Annotated in this window: 15 protein-coding genes; 12 read left to right on the top strand and 3 right to left on the bottom strand. The window is 65.7% G+C overall.

Annotated elements, in window-relative coordinates:
• Positions 1-3 precede the first annotated feature (3 nt).
• The 11 genes from ACI48I_RS00355 to ACI48I_RS00405 all read left to right on the top strand — a co-directional run bounded on the left by ACI48I_RS00355 (position 4) and on the right by ACI48I_RS00405 (position 15314).
• A complete protein-coding gene (locus ACI48I_RS00355; RefSeq protein WP_498573013.1) occupies positions 4-519 on the top strand; it encodes an LPS-assembly lipoprotein LptE in 516 nt (171 codons plus the stop codon).
• Positions 520-526: 7 nt separating this feature from the next.
• Positions 527-1540 (top strand): DNA polymerase III subunit delta, encoded by a 1014-nt coding sequence (gene holA, locus ACI48I_RS00360; RefSeq protein WP_193688120.1) that lies wholly within the window; start codon positions 527-529, stop codon positions 1538-1540.
• A 112-nt stretch (positions 1541-1652) separates the two neighbouring features.
• Positions 1653-2918: a glutamate-5-semialdehyde dehydrogenase gene (locus tag ACI48I_RS00365; RefSeq protein ID WP_498573014.1), complete on the top strand. Its 1266-nt coding sequence runs from the start codon at positions 1653-1655 to the stop codon at positions 2916-2918.
• A gap of 25 nt (positions 2919-2943) precedes the next feature.
• Positions 2944-3357 carry a CopD family protein gene (locus ACI48I_RS00370; protein ID WP_193688122.1) on the top strand — a complete coding sequence of 138 codons (414 nt, stop codon included), beginning with the start codon at positions 2944-2946 and terminating at the stop codon, positions 3355-3357.
• 197 nt (positions 3358-3554) lie between these two features.
• Positions 3555-4769: a THUMP domain-containing class I SAM-dependent RNA methyltransferase gene (locus tag ACI48I_RS00375; protein WP_498573015.1), complete on the top strand. Its 1215-nt coding sequence runs from the start codon at positions 3555-3557 to the stop codon at positions 4767-4769.
• A gap of 3 nt (positions 4770-4772) precedes the next feature.
• Positions 4773-6053: a multidrug effflux MFS transporter gene (locus ACI48I_RS00380; protein WP_498573016.1), complete on the top strand. Its 1281-nt coding sequence runs from the start codon at positions 4773-4775 to the stop codon at positions 6051-6053.
• A 251-nt stretch (positions 6054-6304) separates the two neighbouring features.
• Positions 6305-8458: an HDOD domain-containing protein gene (locus ACI48I_RS00385; RefSeq protein WP_498573017.1), complete on the top strand. Its 2154-nt coding sequence runs from the start codon at positions 6305-6307 to the stop codon at positions 8456-8458.
• Positions 8459-8465: 7 nt separating this feature from the next.
• Positions 8466-10700, top strand: a complete 2235-nt coding sequence (locus tag ACI48I_RS00390; RefSeq protein ID WP_193688891.1) for an EAL domain-containing response regulator — start codon at positions 8466-8468, stop codon at positions 10698-10700.
• A gap of 9 nt (positions 10701-10709) precedes the next feature.
• Positions 10710-12305: a tetratricopeptide repeat protein gene (locus tag ACI48I_RS00395; RefSeq protein ID WP_498573018.1), complete on the top strand. Its 1596-nt coding sequence runs from the start codon at positions 10710-10712 to the stop codon at positions 12303-12305.
• Positions 12306-12579: 274 nt separating this feature from the next.
• Positions 12580-13812, top strand: coding sequence for a putative DNA modification/repair radical SAM protein (locus tag ACI48I_RS00400; RefSeq protein WP_498573019.1), 1233 nt, complete (start codon positions 12580-12582; stop codon positions 13810-13812).
• A complete protein-coding gene (locus ACI48I_RS00405) occupies positions 13809-15314 on the top strand; it encodes a UdgX family uracil-DNA binding protein (protein WP_498573020.1) in 1506 nt (501 codons plus the stop codon). The genes ACI48I_RS00400 and ACI48I_RS00405 overlap by 4 nt, the downstream gene beginning before the upstream one ends.
• A gap of 6 nt (positions 15315-15320) precedes the next feature.
• Here ACI48I_RS00405 and ACI48I_RS00410 read toward each other — a convergent pair whose 3' ends face one another.
• The 3 genes from ACI48I_RS00410 to ACI48I_RS00420 form a co-directional block, all read right to left on the bottom strand.
• Positions 15321-16505: a flagella assembly protein FlgT middle domain-containing protein gene (locus ACI48I_RS00410; protein ID WP_498573021.1), complete on the bottom strand. Its 1185-nt coding sequence runs from the start codon at positions 16503-16505 to the stop codon at positions 15321-15323.
• Positions 16495-17034 carry an LPP20 family lipoprotein gene (locus tag ACI48I_RS00415; RefSeq protein WP_498573022.1) on the bottom strand — a complete coding sequence of 180 codons (540 nt, stop codon included), beginning with the start codon at positions 17032-17034 and terminating at the stop codon, positions 16495-16497. Before ACI48I_RS00415 ends, ACI48I_RS00410 begins: the two co-directional genes overlap by 11 nt.
• A gap of 167 nt (positions 17035-17201) precedes the next feature.
• Positions 17202-17564, bottom strand: a complete 363-nt coding sequence (locus tag ACI48I_RS00420) for a VOC family protein (RefSeq protein WP_193688129.1) — start codon at positions 17562-17564, stop codon at positions 17202-17204.
• Positions 17565-17639: 75 nt separating this feature from the next.
• Here ACI48I_RS00420 and ACI48I_RS00425 point away from each other — a divergent pair, with 75 nt between their 5' ends.
• Complete coding sequence (locus ACI48I_RS00425) at positions 17640-17954, top strand: hypothetical protein (RefSeq protein WP_498573023.1); 315 nt, start codon at positions 17640-17642, stop codon at positions 17952-17954.
• Positions 17955-18031: the final 77 nt, after the last annotated feature.

An 18031-nucleotide genomic window follows, 5' to 3' on the forward strand; every position in this document is an offset into this window, starting at 1 on the left:
GACATGCGCGCTCACACCTCCTACTTTGCGCGCGCCTGTGCGGCGCTGCTGCTGGTCACGACGCTGTCCGCCTGCGGCTTCCACCTGCGCGGTTCGGACGGCGCGTACAACATGCCGTTTTCGAGCATCTACCTGGCCTTCGGCGAGACTTCGCCGCTGGGCAATGAGCTCAAGCGCAACCTGCGCGCGATCGACAAGGTCATCATCGCGACCACGCCGAAGGATGCGCAGGCGCGCTTCGAAGTGATTTCCGAAGCGCGCAACAAGGCGGTCCTGTCGCTGAACAACCTGGGCCGCGTGCGCGAATACCTGCTGACCTACACGCTCGTATTCCAGGTGCGCGACGCGACCGGCAACCTGCTGCTGGGGCCGACCGAGATCACGCTGCGCCGCAATCTCGCCTTCAGCGAGGAAGCCCTGCTGGCCAAGGAAGGCGAAGAAGCGCTGCTGTACCGCGACATGCAGTCCGACCTGGTGCAGCAGATCATGCGCCGCCTGGCCGCGCTGAAGCCACAGTGAGAGCGTAATGCAATTGAGGCCCGAGGCGCTCGAGCCCCATCTCGCGAAGGGGCTCGCGCCGCTGTATGTGATCACCAGCGACGAACACCTGCTGGCGCTGGAAGCGGCCGATAAGATCCGCCGCGCCGCGCGTGCGGCCGGCCATACCGAACGCGACGTGCTCACCGTCGAGCGCACCTTCAAATGGGGAGAATTGCTGGCGGCGAACCAGGCTTTATCGCTGTTCGGCGACAAGAAGCTGATCGAGCTGCGCATCCCGAGCGGCAAGCCAGGCAAGGACGGCAGCGCCGCCCTGCAGGCCTATGCGAAAGACCTCAGTCCCGACAACCTGACACTGATCACGCTGCCCAAGCTCGACTGGCAGACAGCCAAGGCCTCGTGGGTGGCCTCGCTGCAGCAGGCGGCGGTCTACATCGAGATCCCGAACGTGGAACGCGCGCAGCTGCCGGGCTGGATCGGCCAGCGCTTGAGTGCCCAGGGCCAGAGCGCGGACCGCACGGCGCTCGACTTCATCGCCGACCGGGTCGAAGGCAACCTGCTGGCCGCGCACCAGGAAATCCAGAAGCTGGGCCTGCTGCACGAGCCGGGCAAGCTGAGTTTCGAGCAGGTGCAGGACGCGGTGCTGAACGTGGCGCGCTATGACGTGTTCAAATTGTCGGAAGCGATGCTGATGGGCGACCCCTCCCGTCTGGCGCGCATGCTCGAGGGTTTGAAAGGGGAGGGCGAAGCCTTGCCGCTGGTGTTGTGGGCCGTCTCCGAAGAAATCCGCACGCTGTTAAAATTGAAGGCCGGGATGGCGCAGGGGCGGCCGCTCGGCGCGATGCTGAAGGAATACCGCATCTGGGGACCGCGCGAACGGATGATGGATCCGGCCCTGCGGCGCATCTCCCTGAGTACGCTGGAGGCGGCGCTGCAGGAGGCGGCGCAGGTCGACAAGATGGTCAAGGGTTTACGGGCCAGAGCCTTTGCGGGCGATGCCTGGGATGCGATGTTGCAGCTGGCCTTGAAGGTGGCCAGGTAGGGTGGGTATTCATGCCCACGCGGTACGACGTCGGCATACTGCATCATCTGTTTCATACTTTGCGCTGCATCCTCCCGCTAACCCAACGCTCAACGCAACTGGAATCGACACGATGGACATCACCGACTACATGCACACGCTGGGCCGCCAGGCCCGCGCCGCTTCGCGTGCGATGGCGCGCGCCGACGGCGCCACCCGCAACCGCGCGCTGATCCTGATCGCCGAGGCCATCGAACGCGAGGCCGCGCAGCTGTCCGCCGCCAACGGGCTCGACCTCGACGCCGCGCGCGCCGCCGGCCTGGCGCCGGCGCTGCTCGACCGCCTGGCCCTGTCGCCGTCCGCGATTGCGACCATGGTCGAAGGCCTGCGCCAGATCGCTACCTTGCCGGACCCGATCGGCGAGATCTCGAACATGAAGTCGCGCCCGAGCGGCATCCAGGTCGGCCAGATGCGCGTGCCGCTGGGCGTGATCGGCATCATCTACGAAGCGCGCCCCAACGTGACGGTCGATGCGGCCGGCCTGTGCATCAAGAGCGGCAACGCGGCGATCTTGCGCGGCGGCTCGGAAGCGATCCACTGCAACCGCGCGCTGGCGAAACTCGTCACCGAAGGTCTGAGCAAGGCCGGCCTGCCGCTGGAAGCGGTGCAGGTGGTCGACACGACCGACCGCGCCGCCGTCGGCACCCTGATCACGATGCCGCAGTATGTCGACGTCATCGTGCCGCGCGGCGGCAAGGGCCTGATCGCGCGCCTGATCGAAGAGGCCACGGTCCCGATGATCAAGCACCTTGACGGCATCTGCCACGTCTACATCGACGACAAGGCCGACATCGCGAAAGCGCTGCCGATCGCCTTCAACGCCAAATGCCACCGCTACGGCACGTGTAATACGATGGAAACGCTGCTGGTCGCCCGTTCGGTGGCGCCGACAGTCCTGCCGCAGCTCGCTGAGCTCTACAAGACGAAGGAAGTCGAGTTGCGCGCCGATGACGAGGCGCGCGCGATCCTGGCCGGCTACCCGCACCTGACTGCCGCCGTCGAGGAAGACTGGAGCACCGAATACCTGGCCCCGATCCTTGCCGTGAAGGTCGTCGCTGGCATCGAGGAGGCGATGGACCACATCGACCGCTACTCGTCGAAGCACACCGAAGCCATCGTCACCGAAGACTACAGCGCGGCCTTGCGTTTCCTGCGCGAAGTCGACTCGGCTTCGGTGATGGTGAACGCCTCGACCCGCTTTGCCGACGGTTTTGAATATGGCCTGGGCGCCGAGATCGGGATCTCGAACGACAAGCTGCATGCGCGCGGTCCGGTCGGGCTGGAAGGGCTGACTTCCCTGAAATACGTGGTGTTCGGCCACGGCGAAGTACGCAACTAAGCATAAGAACAACTACAGGAACCCCATGTACCTCTGGATCAAGGCCTTCCACATCGTCTTCATCGCCTCCTGGTTCGCCGGCCTGTTCTACCTGCCGCGCATCTACGTCAACCTGGCGCAGGAAACCGACGCCGCCGCGAGCACCCGCCTGCTCGGCATGGCGCGCCGCCTGTACCGTTTTACGTCGATGCTGGCGCTTCCGGCGCTGCTGCTGGGCCTCTGGTTATGGCTGGGCTTTGACATCAAGGGCGGCTGGCTGCATGCGAAACTGGCGCTGGTGCTACTCGCGATCGGCTACCATCATGCCTGCGGCTCGATCTTGAAGAAATTCGAGGCCGGCGTGAACCAGCGCAGTCATAAATGGTTCCGCTGGTTTAACGAGGTGCCGGTGGTGTTGCTGACGCTGATCGTGATCCTGGTGGTCGTCAAGCCGTTTTAATGTTCGACCGAGAGGTCATCCGCGAGACGCATCCGTGCGTTGGCCGCCGCGTAACGTAGGGTGGGCTCCGCCCACGCGGTTCACCGCATGACCACCGTCGGCTCGTCCGCAAGAACGCACCGCACAAGAACCAACCGGCCGGCAGCGCAGGCGCTCCCGGCTTTTACTTTTTTAATCAACGGACAAAGGGTACCCCCATGACCTCCTATTTTTGCCCCTGCCCCCGCGGCATGGAAGCGGCACTCGCCGAAGAACTCACTGAAATCGCGGCCGCCCACAGCCCCACCCTGAAAGTCCACAACCAGGTCCCTGGCGGCGTGCACTGCTCCGGTACCCTGGTCGACGCCTACCGCGTCAACCTGCACTCGCGCATCGCCTCAAGGGTGTTGATGCGCATGGGCCAGCGCAGCTACAACAACGAAAACGACATCTACGACCTGGTGCTCGAGCAGCCCTGGGAAGACTGGTTCGGCGTCGAGCACACGATCCGCGTCGACGTCACCGCCGTGAAGTCGCCGTTGAAAAGCCTCGAGTTCACGACCCTGAAAATCAAGGACGCGATCTGCGACCGCTTCCGCGACATGTTCAACAAGCGGCCGTCGGTCGACACGCGCGAGCCGGACATGCGCATCGTCGGCTTCCTCGACCAGCGCAATTTCATCATCTACCTCGACACCTCGGGCGAGGCGCTCTTCAAGCGCGGCTGGCGCGAAGAGACGGGCGACGCGCCGCTGCGCGAGAACCTGGCCGCCGGCATGCTGCGCGTCTCGGGCTGGAAGCCGGGCGTTCCCCTGTTCGACCCGATGTGCGGTTCGGGCACGATCCTGATCGAGGCGGCGCAAATGGTGCAGGGCATCCCGGCCGGCGCCCGCCGCCGCTTCGCCTTCGAAAAATTCCATGACTTCGAGCGCGCAGCCTGGCAAGAGATGAAGGCCGCCATCAAAGCCAATCCGCTGCCGGGCGAGCCGACCATCTTCGGCTCCGACATCTCGGGCGACATGGTGGAAATGACCCGCCACAACCTGAAAATTGCCGGCATCCAGTTCGACGTGCCCTTGAAGCAGATCGAAGCGCAGCACGTCAGTCCACCGGTCGACGGTCCCGGCATCCTGCTGACCAATCCGCCCTATGGCGAGCGGATCGGCGTGCGCGGCGACTCGACGATGGCGCCGGACGAGATGGCGGTGTCCTTCTATTCCGCGCTCGGCACCACGCTCAAGCAGCGCTTCGCCGGCTGGACCGTGTTCCTGTTCACGGCCGACCTGTCGCTGCCCAAACTGCTGCGCCTGAAGGAGGCGCGCAAGACGCCGTTCTTCAACGGCGCCCTGGAATGCCGCCTGTTCCGCTTTGATATGGTGGCCGGCTACAACCGCCGCGAGGAGGCCAAGCCGAAACAGAGCCCGCAGGAATAAGCGATGCTGCCGCCGACCGATCCCGACCAGCTGCCGAAAGACCCCGTGGTCCCGGTGCCGCTGCCGGCGCCGCACAAGATCGTCATGCTGTCGGCCGGCGGCCTGGCGACCCTGCTGGCGGGATTGTCGATGCTCGGCCCGTTTTCCATCGACGCCTACCTGCCGGCCTTCCCGCAGATCATGGCGAACCTGCACGCGTCGAGCATCGAGGTGCAGCAGACGCTGACGGCCTACATGCTCGCCTTTTCCGGCATGGTGCTGTGGCATGGCGCGCTGTCGGACGCCTTCGGACGACGCAACGTGATCCTGGTGGCGCTGGTCGTGTTCGCGATCGGCACCTTCGGCTGCGCGGCGGCATCGACCGTCCACTACCTGTGGGTGTTCCGGATCATGCAGGGGGTGTCGGCGGGGGCGGGCGTCGTGGTCGGGCGCGCCATCATCCGCGACCTCTATTCGGGCGCGGGCGCGGCGCGGCTGCTGTCGATGGTGACGATGATCTTCTCGATCGCGCCGGCCATCGCGCCGGTGCTGGGCGGCTGGATCGTCACCTGGTTCGACTGGCGCGCCATCTTCCTCGCGCTGTGCGCCTATACGCTGGTGCTGGGCTGGGTGTGCTGGCAGCACCTGCCGGAAACGGTACCGCAAGCGAAGCGCCAGCCCTTCAATCCGCGCTTCCTGGCGCAGAGCTATGGCGCGATCTTCAGTTCCTTCCTGTTCCACATGAAGGCGGGCGTCACCGCCCTGAATTTCGCCGGCCTGTTCCTCTACATTACGGCCTCGCCCGTGCTGCTGCCGGTGCACCTGCATCTGGGGCCCTCGCAATTCGCCTGGCTGTTCGTGCCCACCGTGAGCGGCATCTTCCTCGGCTCGATGGCGGCCAACCGCATGGCCGGCAAATACACCTTCGCGCGTCAGATCGGGATCGGGTTTGCCTTCATGCTCAGCGCCGTCACCTTCAACGTCGTCTACCACCTGCTCCTGCCGCCGGCGCTCCCGTGGACCGTGCTGCCGATGTTCTTCTTCACCTTCGGCAGCTCGCTGATCGCGCCGGGCGCGACCCTGCTCGCGCTCGACCTGTTCCCGCACATCCGCGGCACGGTCGCGTCCTGCCAGTCCTTCGTCTCGACCCTGCTGGGCGCGGTAGTCGCCGGGGTGATTGCGCCGGCGCTGTCGCATTCGGTGCTGGCGCTGGCGCTCGGCCAGGCCGGCTTTGCCCTGGCGGCGCTGGCTTGCTGGCTGACCTCGCGCCAGTACCGCCGGGTGCTGGCACGCAGGGCCAGATAAACAAGGGCGATCCTTGTTGGCATCTGGGCAATAAAATGTTTCTTGCGTACATCAATCATCTAGCAAAAGTACATACTTTTTACAGAAAGTATTGTTCCTGATCAGAAATGTATATATGCTAAGACGGCTTTTTGATCTGGATCAACATTAGAAATTGGCTTCTGTTCCAGAGATGCATGATTGTCATGAAGTGGTAGCCCAGTCCGGGAATGCCACCCCGAAACCTTCGTACCGTGGCGTCGCTTGAGACAATGCACCAACCAGACCAGGATATTCGCAATCGCCTGCTGATTGCCCGGCTGCCGGCCATGCCGCAGATACTCGTCAAACTGATTGAGCATCTGCAGGCCGACGACCTGGGCATGCCGGAATTGGCCGCCCTGATCGCGAACGACGCGGGCATGACGGGCAAGATGCTTGCCGTCGCCAGCAGCTCGGCCTACCACCGCACCGGCCGCGGCGTGAACCTCGAGCAGTCGCTGATGGCGCTCGGCACCGACATGATCAAGACGCTGGTGATCAGCGACTCCGTCTTCCAGACATTTAACAGTTTTCCGCACTCGGGCAGCACCGACCTGCGCGGTTTCTGGAAGAAGTCGCTGGCCGCGGCCGTGATCGCGCGCGACATCGCGCGCCGCATGGATTATCCGCACCTGGAAGAAACCTATCTTGCAGGCTTGCTGCACAATGTCGGCCGCCTGGCCCTGCTGGCCACCGCGCCGAAAGAATACGCCTTTAACTTCACCGCGCTCGACGACGAGGACCTGTGCGCTGTCGAGCAGCGCACGCTGCAGATCACCCACGCCGAAGCCGGCGCCTGGCTGGTCGAGCGCTGGCAGCTCGATTCCTTCCTGGCCGATGCCGTGCTGTATCACCACGAGTCGAGCGAGCGCCTGGAATCGGCGCATCCCCTGATCCGCATCGTACGCCTGGCGCACCTGATGTCGAGCCACCCGGACGACGCCGCCGCGCTGGCCGACGGCGCCGCCCTGTGCGGGCTGGATGCCGCAGAACTCGACGCCATGCTGGTGTCCGCCGCGCGCCAGGTCGACAAGGCCGCCGTCCACCTCGGCATCGACCTGGCCGGCGCCGACGACATCCCGACGCCGCCCGCCTATGCCGCGCCCGTGCTCGACCCGGTCCAGCAACGCCTGCAGGAAGAGGTGCGCAACCTGGTGCTGGTGTCGGAAGTGGGGCAGACCTTCGCCCGCCAGCAGGGAGAATCGGACCTGCTCGAATCGATGACGCGTTCGGCGCGCATCCTGTTCGACTTCGATAACACCGTGATCCTGCTCGAGAACCCGACCGGGCAGACGCTGGTCGGCGCCCCGGGCGCCACCACCCAGCGCATGGCCGAATTCGCGATCCCGCTGAACAAGGGCGGCCCGGTCGCCACCGCTGCCCTCGACCGGCGCCCGGCCTATATCCAGCGCGAAGGCCAGCCCCTGGGGATCGCCGAGGAGCAGCTGTTTCGCATGCTCGGCACCGACAGTCTGGTCTGCCTGCCGCTGGTGGCCGGCAGCCGCTGCCTGGGCGTGATGGTGGGCGGCGTCAAGGCCTGGCAGGTCGCGCACTGCCAGAAGCGCGAGCGCTTCCTGCAGTCCTTCGGCGCGCAGGCGGCGACGGCACTGGAAACGGCGCTCTCGGAACGCGGCAACGCGCGCCGCCAGCTCGCCAGCGTGGCCGACGAATACCGCGAAGCCTCGCGCCGCGTGGTGCACGAGGTGAACAACCCGCTGTCGATCATCAAGAACTACCTGAGTGTCCTCGACAGCAAACTGGCGCGCCAGGAACCGGTCGCCACCGAAATGTCGGTGCTGAACGAAGAAATCGACCGTGTCGGCCAGCTGATCGGCGGCCTGGCCGAACTCAAGCCCGAGACGGGCGGCCCGCGTCCGCTCGACGTGGCGAAGGTGGTCGAGGATGTCGTGCGCCTGTTCCGCGCCGGCCAGTTCGTGCCGAGCAGCGTCCAGATCGCCACCGCCATGGGCGAGGATGCGCGCCTGGTCGAAGGCGACGCCGACCTGCTCAAGCAGATCCTGGTCAACCTGGTGAAGAACGCGGTCGAGGCCCTGGCCGGCAGCGGCGGCGGACGGATCGAGATCGTCAACCGCGGCATTGTCCACCGCGAGCGCAAGCTGTACGTCGAACTGGCCGTGCTTGACACCGGGCCGGGCCTGTCGGCGGAGGTGATGGCGAACCTGTTCTCGAAAGTACGCAGCACCAAGGATGGTGCGCACCGCGGCCTCGGTCTCTCGATCGTGCACGGTTTGGTTAAAAAACTGAACGGCCAGATCGCCTGCCGCAGCGGCAGGGGCGGCACCGCATTTGAAATTCTGCTGCCGGCATGGTCCGGCGCCAGCGCAACGCCGGCCTTGACGGCGCGCGCTGTGGGTTCTGTATAAGGTCATGATGAACGAGTATCGCGCCAGTGGGGAAGCGGCCTTGCCCACCTTGCATGGAGAGAGCGTCAACCTGCCGCGCCTGTTGCTGGTGGATGACGAGCCGCGCCTGCTCGCCTCGCTCTACGAGCTGCTGCGCGACCGCGGCTTCGATCTCACCACGGCCAGCTCCGGCAGCGAGGCGATCGCCCACCTGTCGCGCAGCCGGTTCGACCTGGTCCTGCTCGATCTGCGCCTGCCCGACATCGGCGGCCACGAGATCATGGATTTCATGAACGAGCGTGCGGTCGACGCCGACGTGATCGTGATGAGCGGCGAAGTCGGCATCGACGCCGCCATCGGCGCCCTGAAACGCGGCGCCTACGACTACCTGCGCAAACCCTACAGCCGCGAAGAGCTGATGAAAACGGTGGGGAATGCGCTCGAGCAGCGCCGCCTGGCCTCGGCCAACACCCGTATCGCCCAGCAGCTGGAAAACTCCGAGAAGATGTACCGCTACCTGGTCGACAGCTCGCCGGACATCATCTATACGCTGAACCATGAAGGCCGTTTTACGTTCGTGAACGACCGCGCCTATCAATTGCTCGGTTTCTCGCGCGATGAACTGATCGGCAAGCATTACTCGATCCTGGTGCACGACGAAGACCTGGAGCGCGCGCGCTATGTCTTCAACGAGAGGAGGGTCGACGAACGCGCCTCGCGCAACGTCGAACTGCGCCTGAAGTGCCGCGGCGCCAGGAGTAACAGCGGCGACCGCACCTTCAACAACACCCTGATGACGATCTCGCTGAACTCGATCGGCATGCACGTGCCCGACAGCGAAGTGCAGAAGCTCGAGTTCTTCGGCACCTATGGCGTGGCGCGCGACATCACCGACCGCAAGCGCGCCGAAGAAGTCATCTCCTACCAGGCCTACCACGACATCCTGACGGACCTGCCGAACCGGATCCTGTTCAAGGACCGCCTCGGCCTGGCCGTCATCCAGGCCAAGCGCAAGCTGACCGAACTGGCCGTGATGTTCATCGACCTCGATCGCTTCAAACTGGTGAACGACACGCTCGGCCATGTCAAAGGCGACGAGCTGCTGCAGCAGGTCGCGGTCAGACTGAAAGACTGCCTGCGCAAGGGCGACACGCTGGCGCGCCAGGGCGGCGACGAATTCACGATCGTGCTGCCGGAACTGCGCGACCGCGACGACGCGCGCATCATCGCCGACAAATTCCTGGAAAGCCTGCACCGCCCCTTCGACCTCGATGGCCACGAGGTGCACATCTCGGCCTCGATCGGCATCGCGATCTACCCGGGCGACGGCGAGTCGATCGACGAGCTGCTGCGCCACGCGGACATCGCGATGTACCAGGTCAAAGCGCTGGGCAAGAACGGCCACAGTTTTTATCACGACTCGATGCTCGACGTGTCGCATCAGAAGATCGCGCTGGAACAGGCGCTGCGCCGCGCGCTCGAGCACAACGAGCTGGAGATGTACTACCAGCCGCAGATCGATTCGACCAGCGGCCGGATCGTCGGCGCCGAGGCCCTGATGCGCTGGAACCATCCGACGCGCGGCCTGCTGTCGGCCGGCGAATTCTTGCCCTTCGCCGAAGAGAACGGCCTGATGCTGCCGATCTCGGACTGGATGATCGGCGCCCTGTGCCGCGACATGCTGCAATGGAACCTGGCCAGCGGCCAGGCGGTGCGGCTGTCTCTGAATCTCTCGCCGCAATACCTCGACCGCGGCGACTTCTTCGAGAAGATGCGCGGCGCGCTGGTGCGCTACGGGATTTCGCCGGCACAGATCGAAGTCGAGATCACCGAGAACATCTGCATTCGCAATCCGCAGTACGCGATCGAGCAGCTGAACAAACTCTGCCAGCTGGGCGTGTCGGTTGCGATCGACGACTTCGGCACCGGTTACTCGTCGCTCTCTTACCTGCACCGGTTCCCGATCCACACGATGAAGATCGACCAGTCCTTCGTCAAGGAGATCCACGATGCGGAAGGGCACTATCCGGTGATCCTGGCGATCATCTCGATCGCGCGCGGGCTGAACCTGCACCTGGTGGCCGAAGGGGTCGAGACCGAGACGCAAGCGAACTACCTGCGTTCGAATGGCTGCGAGACGATGCAGGGCTATCTGTTCCACCGCCCGATTTCGCTCTCCAACTTCATCGGCGTGCTGCGGCTGCAGGGGCCGATCGCCGGACATACGGCCGTCTTCCCCCCACCGCGCGCGCTGAGCGCCTGATCGCCCACCATGGAAAGCGCGACCGTGCCCGAACTGCGTGACGGCGAACGCCACACGGACGCGCGTCACACAGCTGAATTCCTGCGCGTGAAGGCGCAGGCCGAGCGCGGCGTCGCCAGCGCCCAGCACAGCCTCGGTTTCATGTACGTGAACGGGCAGGGCGTGCCGCGCAATTTCGAACTGGCCGTCGACTGGTACCGCAAAGCCGCCGCCGCCGGCCTGGAGCAGGCCCAGTACAACCTCGGCGTCATGTACCAGAAGGGGCAGGGCGTCCCCCAGGACCACGCGCAGGCGTTGTACTGGTACCGGCGCGCCGCCGAACAGGGGTATGCGCCGGCCCAGTACAACCTCGGCTGGTTGTACGCGAAGGGACAGGGCGCCGGCGTCGACGTGGCGCAGGCGCTGCACTGGTTCGGCCAGGCCGCCGCCCAGGGCGATCCCGGCGCCCAGCACAACTTGGGCATGATGTACGAAGGCGGCAAGGGCATTCCACAGGACCAGGCCGAGGCGCTGGCCTGGTACCGGCGCGCGGCCGAGCAGGGCTATGCGCGCTCGCAGTTCGCGCTGGCGCTGCGCTACGACAGCGGGCAGGGTGTCGCGCGCGACCCGGAGCAAGCGCTCGACTGGCTGCGCCGCGCCGCGCAGCAGGGCCACGCGCCGGCCCAGTTCAACCTCGCGCTGCGCTTCGACAAGGGGCAGGACGTCGCCCAGGACAGCGTGCAGGCGGTCGAGTGGTACCAGCGCGCCGCGCAGCAGGGCCACGCCAGTTCCCAGTTCAACCTCGCCCTGATCTTCGACAGCGGCCACGGCGTGCCGCGCGACGAAGCGGCCGCATTGACCTGGTACCGGCGCGCTGCCGAACAGGGCCACGCCGCCGCCCAGGACAACCTCGGACTGCGCTACGAACACGGCCAGGGCGTCGAGCGCGACCCGGCACAGGCGGCGCACTGGTACCGCCAGGCCGCGGACCAGGGCCTGCCGGCCGCGCAATACCACCTCGGCCAGCTGTACGACGCCGGCACCGGCGTCCCCCACGACCCTGCGCAGGCGACCCACTGGATGATGCAGGCGGCCGAGCAGGGCCATTTGCGCGCCCAGTTCGATCTCGGCCTGCGCCACGAGGCCGGCACCGGCGCGGCACGCGATGCGGCGCGCGCCCTGTACTGGTACCGGCGCGCGGCCGACCAGGAATATGCACCGGCCCAGCACATGGTCGGCGTGCTGCTCGAACGCGAGGAGACGAGCGACCCGCGCGAGGCCGCGGCCTGGTACCGCAAGGCCGCCGAGCAGGGTCATGCCCTGTCCCAGTTCGCGCTGGCGCTGCGCTACGACAGCGCCCACGGCGTCGAACGCGACTACGAGGCCGCTCACTTCTGGTACCTGTGCGCGGCGCGCCAGGGGCACGCGCGGGCGCAGTTCAACCTGGGCGTGATGAGTGCGACCGGGCAGGGGGCGCAGCGCGATCTGCTCGAGGCGCATGACTGGCTGGCGCGGGCCGCGGCGTCCGGCATTCCGGGCGCGGCGCCCTACCTGAAACGGATCACGGCGCGCATGAATGCCGAGGAGCTGGCGCTGGTGCACGCAGCCGCCGATTACGGATTGTAGTAACGTAGGGTGGACTCCTGAGTCCACGCGTTCGTGTCCCTGAACACACCACGAACACTGCAGAGCGCCAGCATATGCCTGATGTGATCCGTTTCGGTTGCTCAACCGTGCGTAACGCGTGGACTCGGGAGTCCACCCTACGGTGCGCTGCCGTTCCGGGTTCAGTCGATGCCGGGATTGATTGACCCGCCTTTGTCCCGTCCCTGCACCCTCCCGCGCGTCGTCCATACCCGGACTGGTTTATACTGTACACCCATACAGTTTCTCCACTCCGATGAAACTTTCCGACAAGCTCGAAATCCTGGCGGACGCCGCCAAATACGACGCTTCCTGTGCCAGCAGCGGGGCGCCGAAGCGTGCTTCCGACGGCAATGACGGCGGCATCGGCGCAACTACCGGCATGGGCATCTGCCACAGCTACACGCCGGACGGCCGCTGCGTATCGCTATTAAAAATCCTGCTTACCAATTTCTGCGTCTACGACTGCCAGTACTGCGTCAACCGCCGCACTTCGAATGTCCCGCGCGCACGTTTTTCGGTCGCCGAAGTCGTCAAGCTGACCCACGATTTCTACCTGCGCAATTACATCGACGGCCTGTTCCTGAGTTCCGGCATCATCCAGTCGAGCGATTACACGATGGAGCAGCTGGTCGCCGTCGCGCGCACCCTGCGCGAAGTCCATCACTTCAAGGGCTACATCCACCTGAAAACGATTCCGGACGCCGATCCGCTGCTGATCGCCGAGGCCGGCCGTTATGCCGACCGGCTGTCGGTGAACATCGAGCTGCCGACCCACGACAGCGTGACCCGCCTGGCGCCGGAAAAGAACGTCCACACCATCAAACTGGCGATGGGTTCGATCCGGCGCAAGCTCGATGAAAAGGCGGAAGAGCCGAAGGCGCCGAGTTTCGCGCCGGCCGGGCAAAGTACCCAGATGATCGTCGGCGCCGACGCCAGCGACGACCAGACCATCCTGAATACGGCCGAAACCCTGTACGGCAGCTATAAACTCAAGCGCGTGTACTACTCGGCCTTCAGCCCGATCCCGCAAAGCCCGGACAGCGTGCCCCTCGCCCCGCCGCCGCTCTTGCGCGAGCACCGCCTGTACCAGGCCGATTTCCTGCTGCGCGGCTACGGTTTTACGGCGGGCGAGCTGATGCCGGCCGCCGGCAACCTGGCGCTCGACGTTGACCCGAAGCTGGCCTGGGCGCTGGCGAATCGCGAGCACTTCCCGATGGACCTGAATCGCGCGGACGCCGAGATGATTGCGCGCGTGCCCGGCATCGGCCTGCGCAACGCCAAACGCATCGTCGACCTGCGCCGCCTGCGCCGGGTGCGCTGGGAAGATTTATCGCGACTGCGCTGCAGCATGAAGAAGATCGCGCCTTTCGTCGTCACCGCCGACTACAAGCCGGCGCAAGGTCTTGCCAGTTCCGACCTGCTGCGGCGCCACCTCGGTGCGCCGCAGGAGCAGATGAACCTCTGGCCCGAGCTGAAGGCGGCATGAACGCGGCGGCCGCGGTTGCGATGGTTGCCGCCGGCCAGCCGCTGGTGGTTTCCAGCTTTCTCGAGTGGCGCGCCGTCGCGCGCGAACTGCTGGTACATGACGTGGCGCCGGAACTGGTCACCTGGAACCAGGTCGGCGTGCTCGATGCCGACCTGTTCTCGGGTGCGCCGGACTCCGCCCCTTCTGTCGATAATGTTCCTGCCGGGTTGACCCCTTTGAAACCGGCACCGCCGCATTTACTTCGCATCCCGCGCGCGCTGATGGACATGCTGCAGTCCGCCGCCTGCTGCCGCGTGCCCGACCGCTGGGCCTTCCTGTACCGGGTGATCTGGCGCTGGCAGCACGGCGAGCACGACGTGCAGTCGCCGGCCGACGCCGACGGCGCCCGTCTGCATGCGATGGTCAAGGCGGTGCGCCGCGAGGAGCACGACATGCACGCCTATATCCGATTCCGCGAGCGGCCCATCGACGCCGGTTCGCCGCAATTTGCAGCCTGGTTCGAGCCGCGCCACGACGTGCTGCCCCAGGTCGCCGAACATTTTAAACACCGCATGGGCGGCGTCACCTGGATGATCGGCACGCCCGAGGCCAGCGTCATGTGGGACGGCGCGAGCCTGCACCACACCGGCCCCCTGATGTCGAGCGCGGCCGACCTCGACGATGCCGGCGAGGCCCTGTGGCTGACCTATTACCGCAGCATCTTCAATCCCGCGCGCGTGAATGCCCAGCTGATGCAAAGCCATATTCCGTCGCGCTTCTGGAAGAATCTGCCGGAAGGGGCGATTGTCCCGTCCATGGTCAGCAACGCCGAACTCGGCGCGCGCAGCACCGGCCAGGCCCAGGCGGTGGGCCGGAAAAGCGGCGCCACGATTCCGATCGCCCCCGCCGACGCCCAGCCCGAACGCCAGCAACCGTCGAAACTCGACGAATGCCGGCGCTGCGACCTGTGGCAGTACGCGACCCAGGCGGTAGGCGGAGAAGGACCGAAGAAGGCGCAGATCATGCTGGTCGGCGAGCAGCCGGGCGACCAGGAGGATCTGGCCGGCAAAGCCTTTATTGGGCCCGCCGGCAAGCTGCTCGACCGCGTGTTCGAGGCCGCCGGCCTGGAGCGGCGCGAGATCTATCTGACCAATGCGGTCAAACATTTCAAATGGGAGCCGCGCGGCAAGCGGCGCCTGCACAAGACGCCGGCCCAGCGCGAGGTCGAGGCCTGCCACTACTGGCTGGACAAGGAGCTGGCGTCGGTGAAGCCGAAGGTGATCGTGGCGCTCGGCGCGACGGCGCTGAAATCGGTCATCGGGAATGGCAATGCGAAGCTGGGCGAATCGCTCGGCAAGGCGATCCGCCACGAGGACCGCTGGGTCGTCACCGTCTACCACCCCTCGTACATCCTGCGCGTGCCGGACGAGGAGGCGAAGCACCAGGCGTTCAAGGTGATGGTCGATGGCCTGAAGCTGGCGCAGTCGCTGCTGGAACGGCCGCCGGAAGAACCGCCGGCGTAATGCGCCTTACCGTCCCGGCATCACCGCCACGTCGAAGCGCACCATGTCCCCGGCGCTGACCTGGCGCGCGGCGCCTGGCGGCGTCATGGTCCCGATCGCAAACCCGGGCTGCACCTGCACGATCGACACCGTCCCCACCGGCGCCTCCACGGTGCCGAGCGGCGCCAATGGATCGGCGCCGTACACTTGCTGGCGCGGGTCGAGCCGGTAGACGACGAGCTGGTCGCCCGGCGTCACCGAGGAGGTGCTGCCGGCGTCGATGACGATCCGTTCGCCCTGCACCTGCACCACCTTGGCCATGAAGGGTAATGCCGCGATATCGGCCGTGATGCCGGCGATCCCCTCGTCGAGCGCGCGCAGGATGGCGCCGCCGAAAGGCGTGGCGGCGAAGCTGGCGCTGCCGAAGGGTTTATCGCGGCCGACGCGTCTTTCTCCGACCGTTTCCACCAGCGCCGTGCGGCGTGCCAGCAGGACGCCGGTCAGCCCATCGTGGACGAAAAATTCGATTTCGATGCGGCGCGCGTCCTTGTTGATCAGGCCATAGAATGCCGGCTTGTCGAAATTGCTGGCGTCGACGATCTCGCCCGAGACCACGAACTGGCTCTCGTACATGCCGGCGATGCGGCGCACGGCCGCCGTGTCCGTGCTCGGGCCCTTGCTGCCCGGCGAGATGACATACGGACTTTCCTTGCCGAGGAACTTGCCGCCGGCCGTCATGCGGCGCAGCAGCTCCTGCGGCAGGCGGATCGCGATGTCGTCGACGTCGTCGAGCTGGGGCGAGCGGCGCACGTGGAAGGGCGTGACGACGATCTTCTTTTTATAGGCGAGATTCACGCTGCCGCGCGGACGGGCGTCTTCTTCTTTGACGGCGATGCGCACGTGCAGCACCTGGCCGGTCTGCCATTCGCGCAGCACCGTGTAGCGGTCGAAGTCAAAGGCTGGCTGGACGCGGCTGCTCTCAACCGTCTTGCCGCGGGTAGCGGTGCCGGCGGCGACATCGACGCGGGCGCCGCTGCGCAGGCCGAGCTGTTCGAGCGCATCGCGGATCGCGGCCTGGCGCGCGCCGGCGAGGTTGCCGCCGGCGATCGCGGCGACGCCTTCGGCCTCGGCCGGCGCGGCGCACACGGGAAGAGGCAAGCTGAGCAGCAGCGCCAGCAGGGCGCCGCCGAACTGCCCCAGCTTACTGGGCATGGTAGAACGAAGCGCCATAGGCAGCGCCGGGACCGGCGTTGCCCACCATGCTGCGCGCGTTCTTTGCCACTGCCTGGGCGGCACGCGGGGGCGTCTGGGAGGGGGCCGCATTGGTATCGAAATCCATCTCCACGGTCGTCTCGTAGCTGCCGTCTTCGCGCTGGGCGACGTTCGTCACGCGCGCGCCACGGATGAAGGCGTCAATATACACCTTGAAACTGTCGTCCTTGAGCGCCAGCGAGCCAACCGTGCTGCCGCCTTCGACGCGCAGGCCATACACCTGTTCGGCCATCGCGCGGTAGGCATCGAGGCGCGCGGCGCGCATGGCGAGCAGCTTGCGCTGGGCCGGCGAGACGCGGTCGCACTCGCCATTGCAGGCGGCGGTGTTGACGGCGCCGTAACCGGTGGCGTTCAGGGTGACGATGAGCGGCTGCGGCGCGGGCGCCTGGCGGGTGAAGGGCGTGTGCACGGTGCCGCAGGCGGACAGCAGCGATGCGGCGGCAAAGGCGAGGACAGCGACGAGTTTCATGACGGATCCGGTGTTGGTGGGCGCGCGCTCAAAGCGCGCTATCAGTCTGGATAACGGACGCCGGCGCCGGATCTTGATGGACGTACGGAAATATTTATGTCAAAAACCCGGCAATCCGCAAGCGAATTGGCGGGTTATCAAGCGCGCTGCTTGATTCGGCAAGCCGATCAGGACGAGGACAAGACGAACTGGTTGCCGTCCGGATCCTTCATGATGGCGTAGGTACCCCAGGGCTGCTTCTGCGGTTCCGACACGAACTCGACGCCGCGGCTCAAGAGCTGGCGATAGGTCGCCTCGACGTCGTCGCAGGCGAGCGAACCGTTGAACTGGCTACCGATGCGGTCTTCCTGGCCCGGCGGCGTGAACAGGACAAAGCGCGTATCCGAAGCGCCGACGCGCAGCTCGATCCAGCGCTGGGGGCCGAAGGGCTGGTCGGTGATGACGCGAAAGCCCAGCTTCTCGGTGTAGAAGGCGAGCGCCGCGTCCTGGTCGCGGGTCGGGATGCTGACGAATTTGATGTGGGTGATCATGCACGCTCCTGGTTGTTTGCCCGGCATTCTCGCACGGGGCGCCAGGCAGCTATAATCATCGTGACTATACTCTTCATGATGCCAGTGACCACCTTCGATCCCTATGTACTCGACGTGCTGATGCCGGACCTCGTCGGCCACGAAAAAGCGCCTTCGGCTTTCCTGATCTACGTGTATTTGTGGCACCGGATCGAGGCGGCCGGCGGGCGCGCCGTACAGCTCAGCTATGCGACGATCGCGCTCGAGGCTGGCCTGTCGCGCATCACGGCGCAACGCGCGATCGCCTTATTGCTGCGTCGGCAATTGATCAGCGCAACGAGCGCCTCGCGCACGGCGGTGCCGAGCTATCTGGTCCTGCGGCCATGGGCGGCGCGCAAGCGTCCCCAGTGAGAATCCGTGATATTCAATATACATATGGCTCTTGTAACATCTTGTTTCTTGCTTATATCGCTTTGTGGCAACACAAT

It is taken from the genome of Massilia sp. LXY-5, assembly GCF_059801075.1.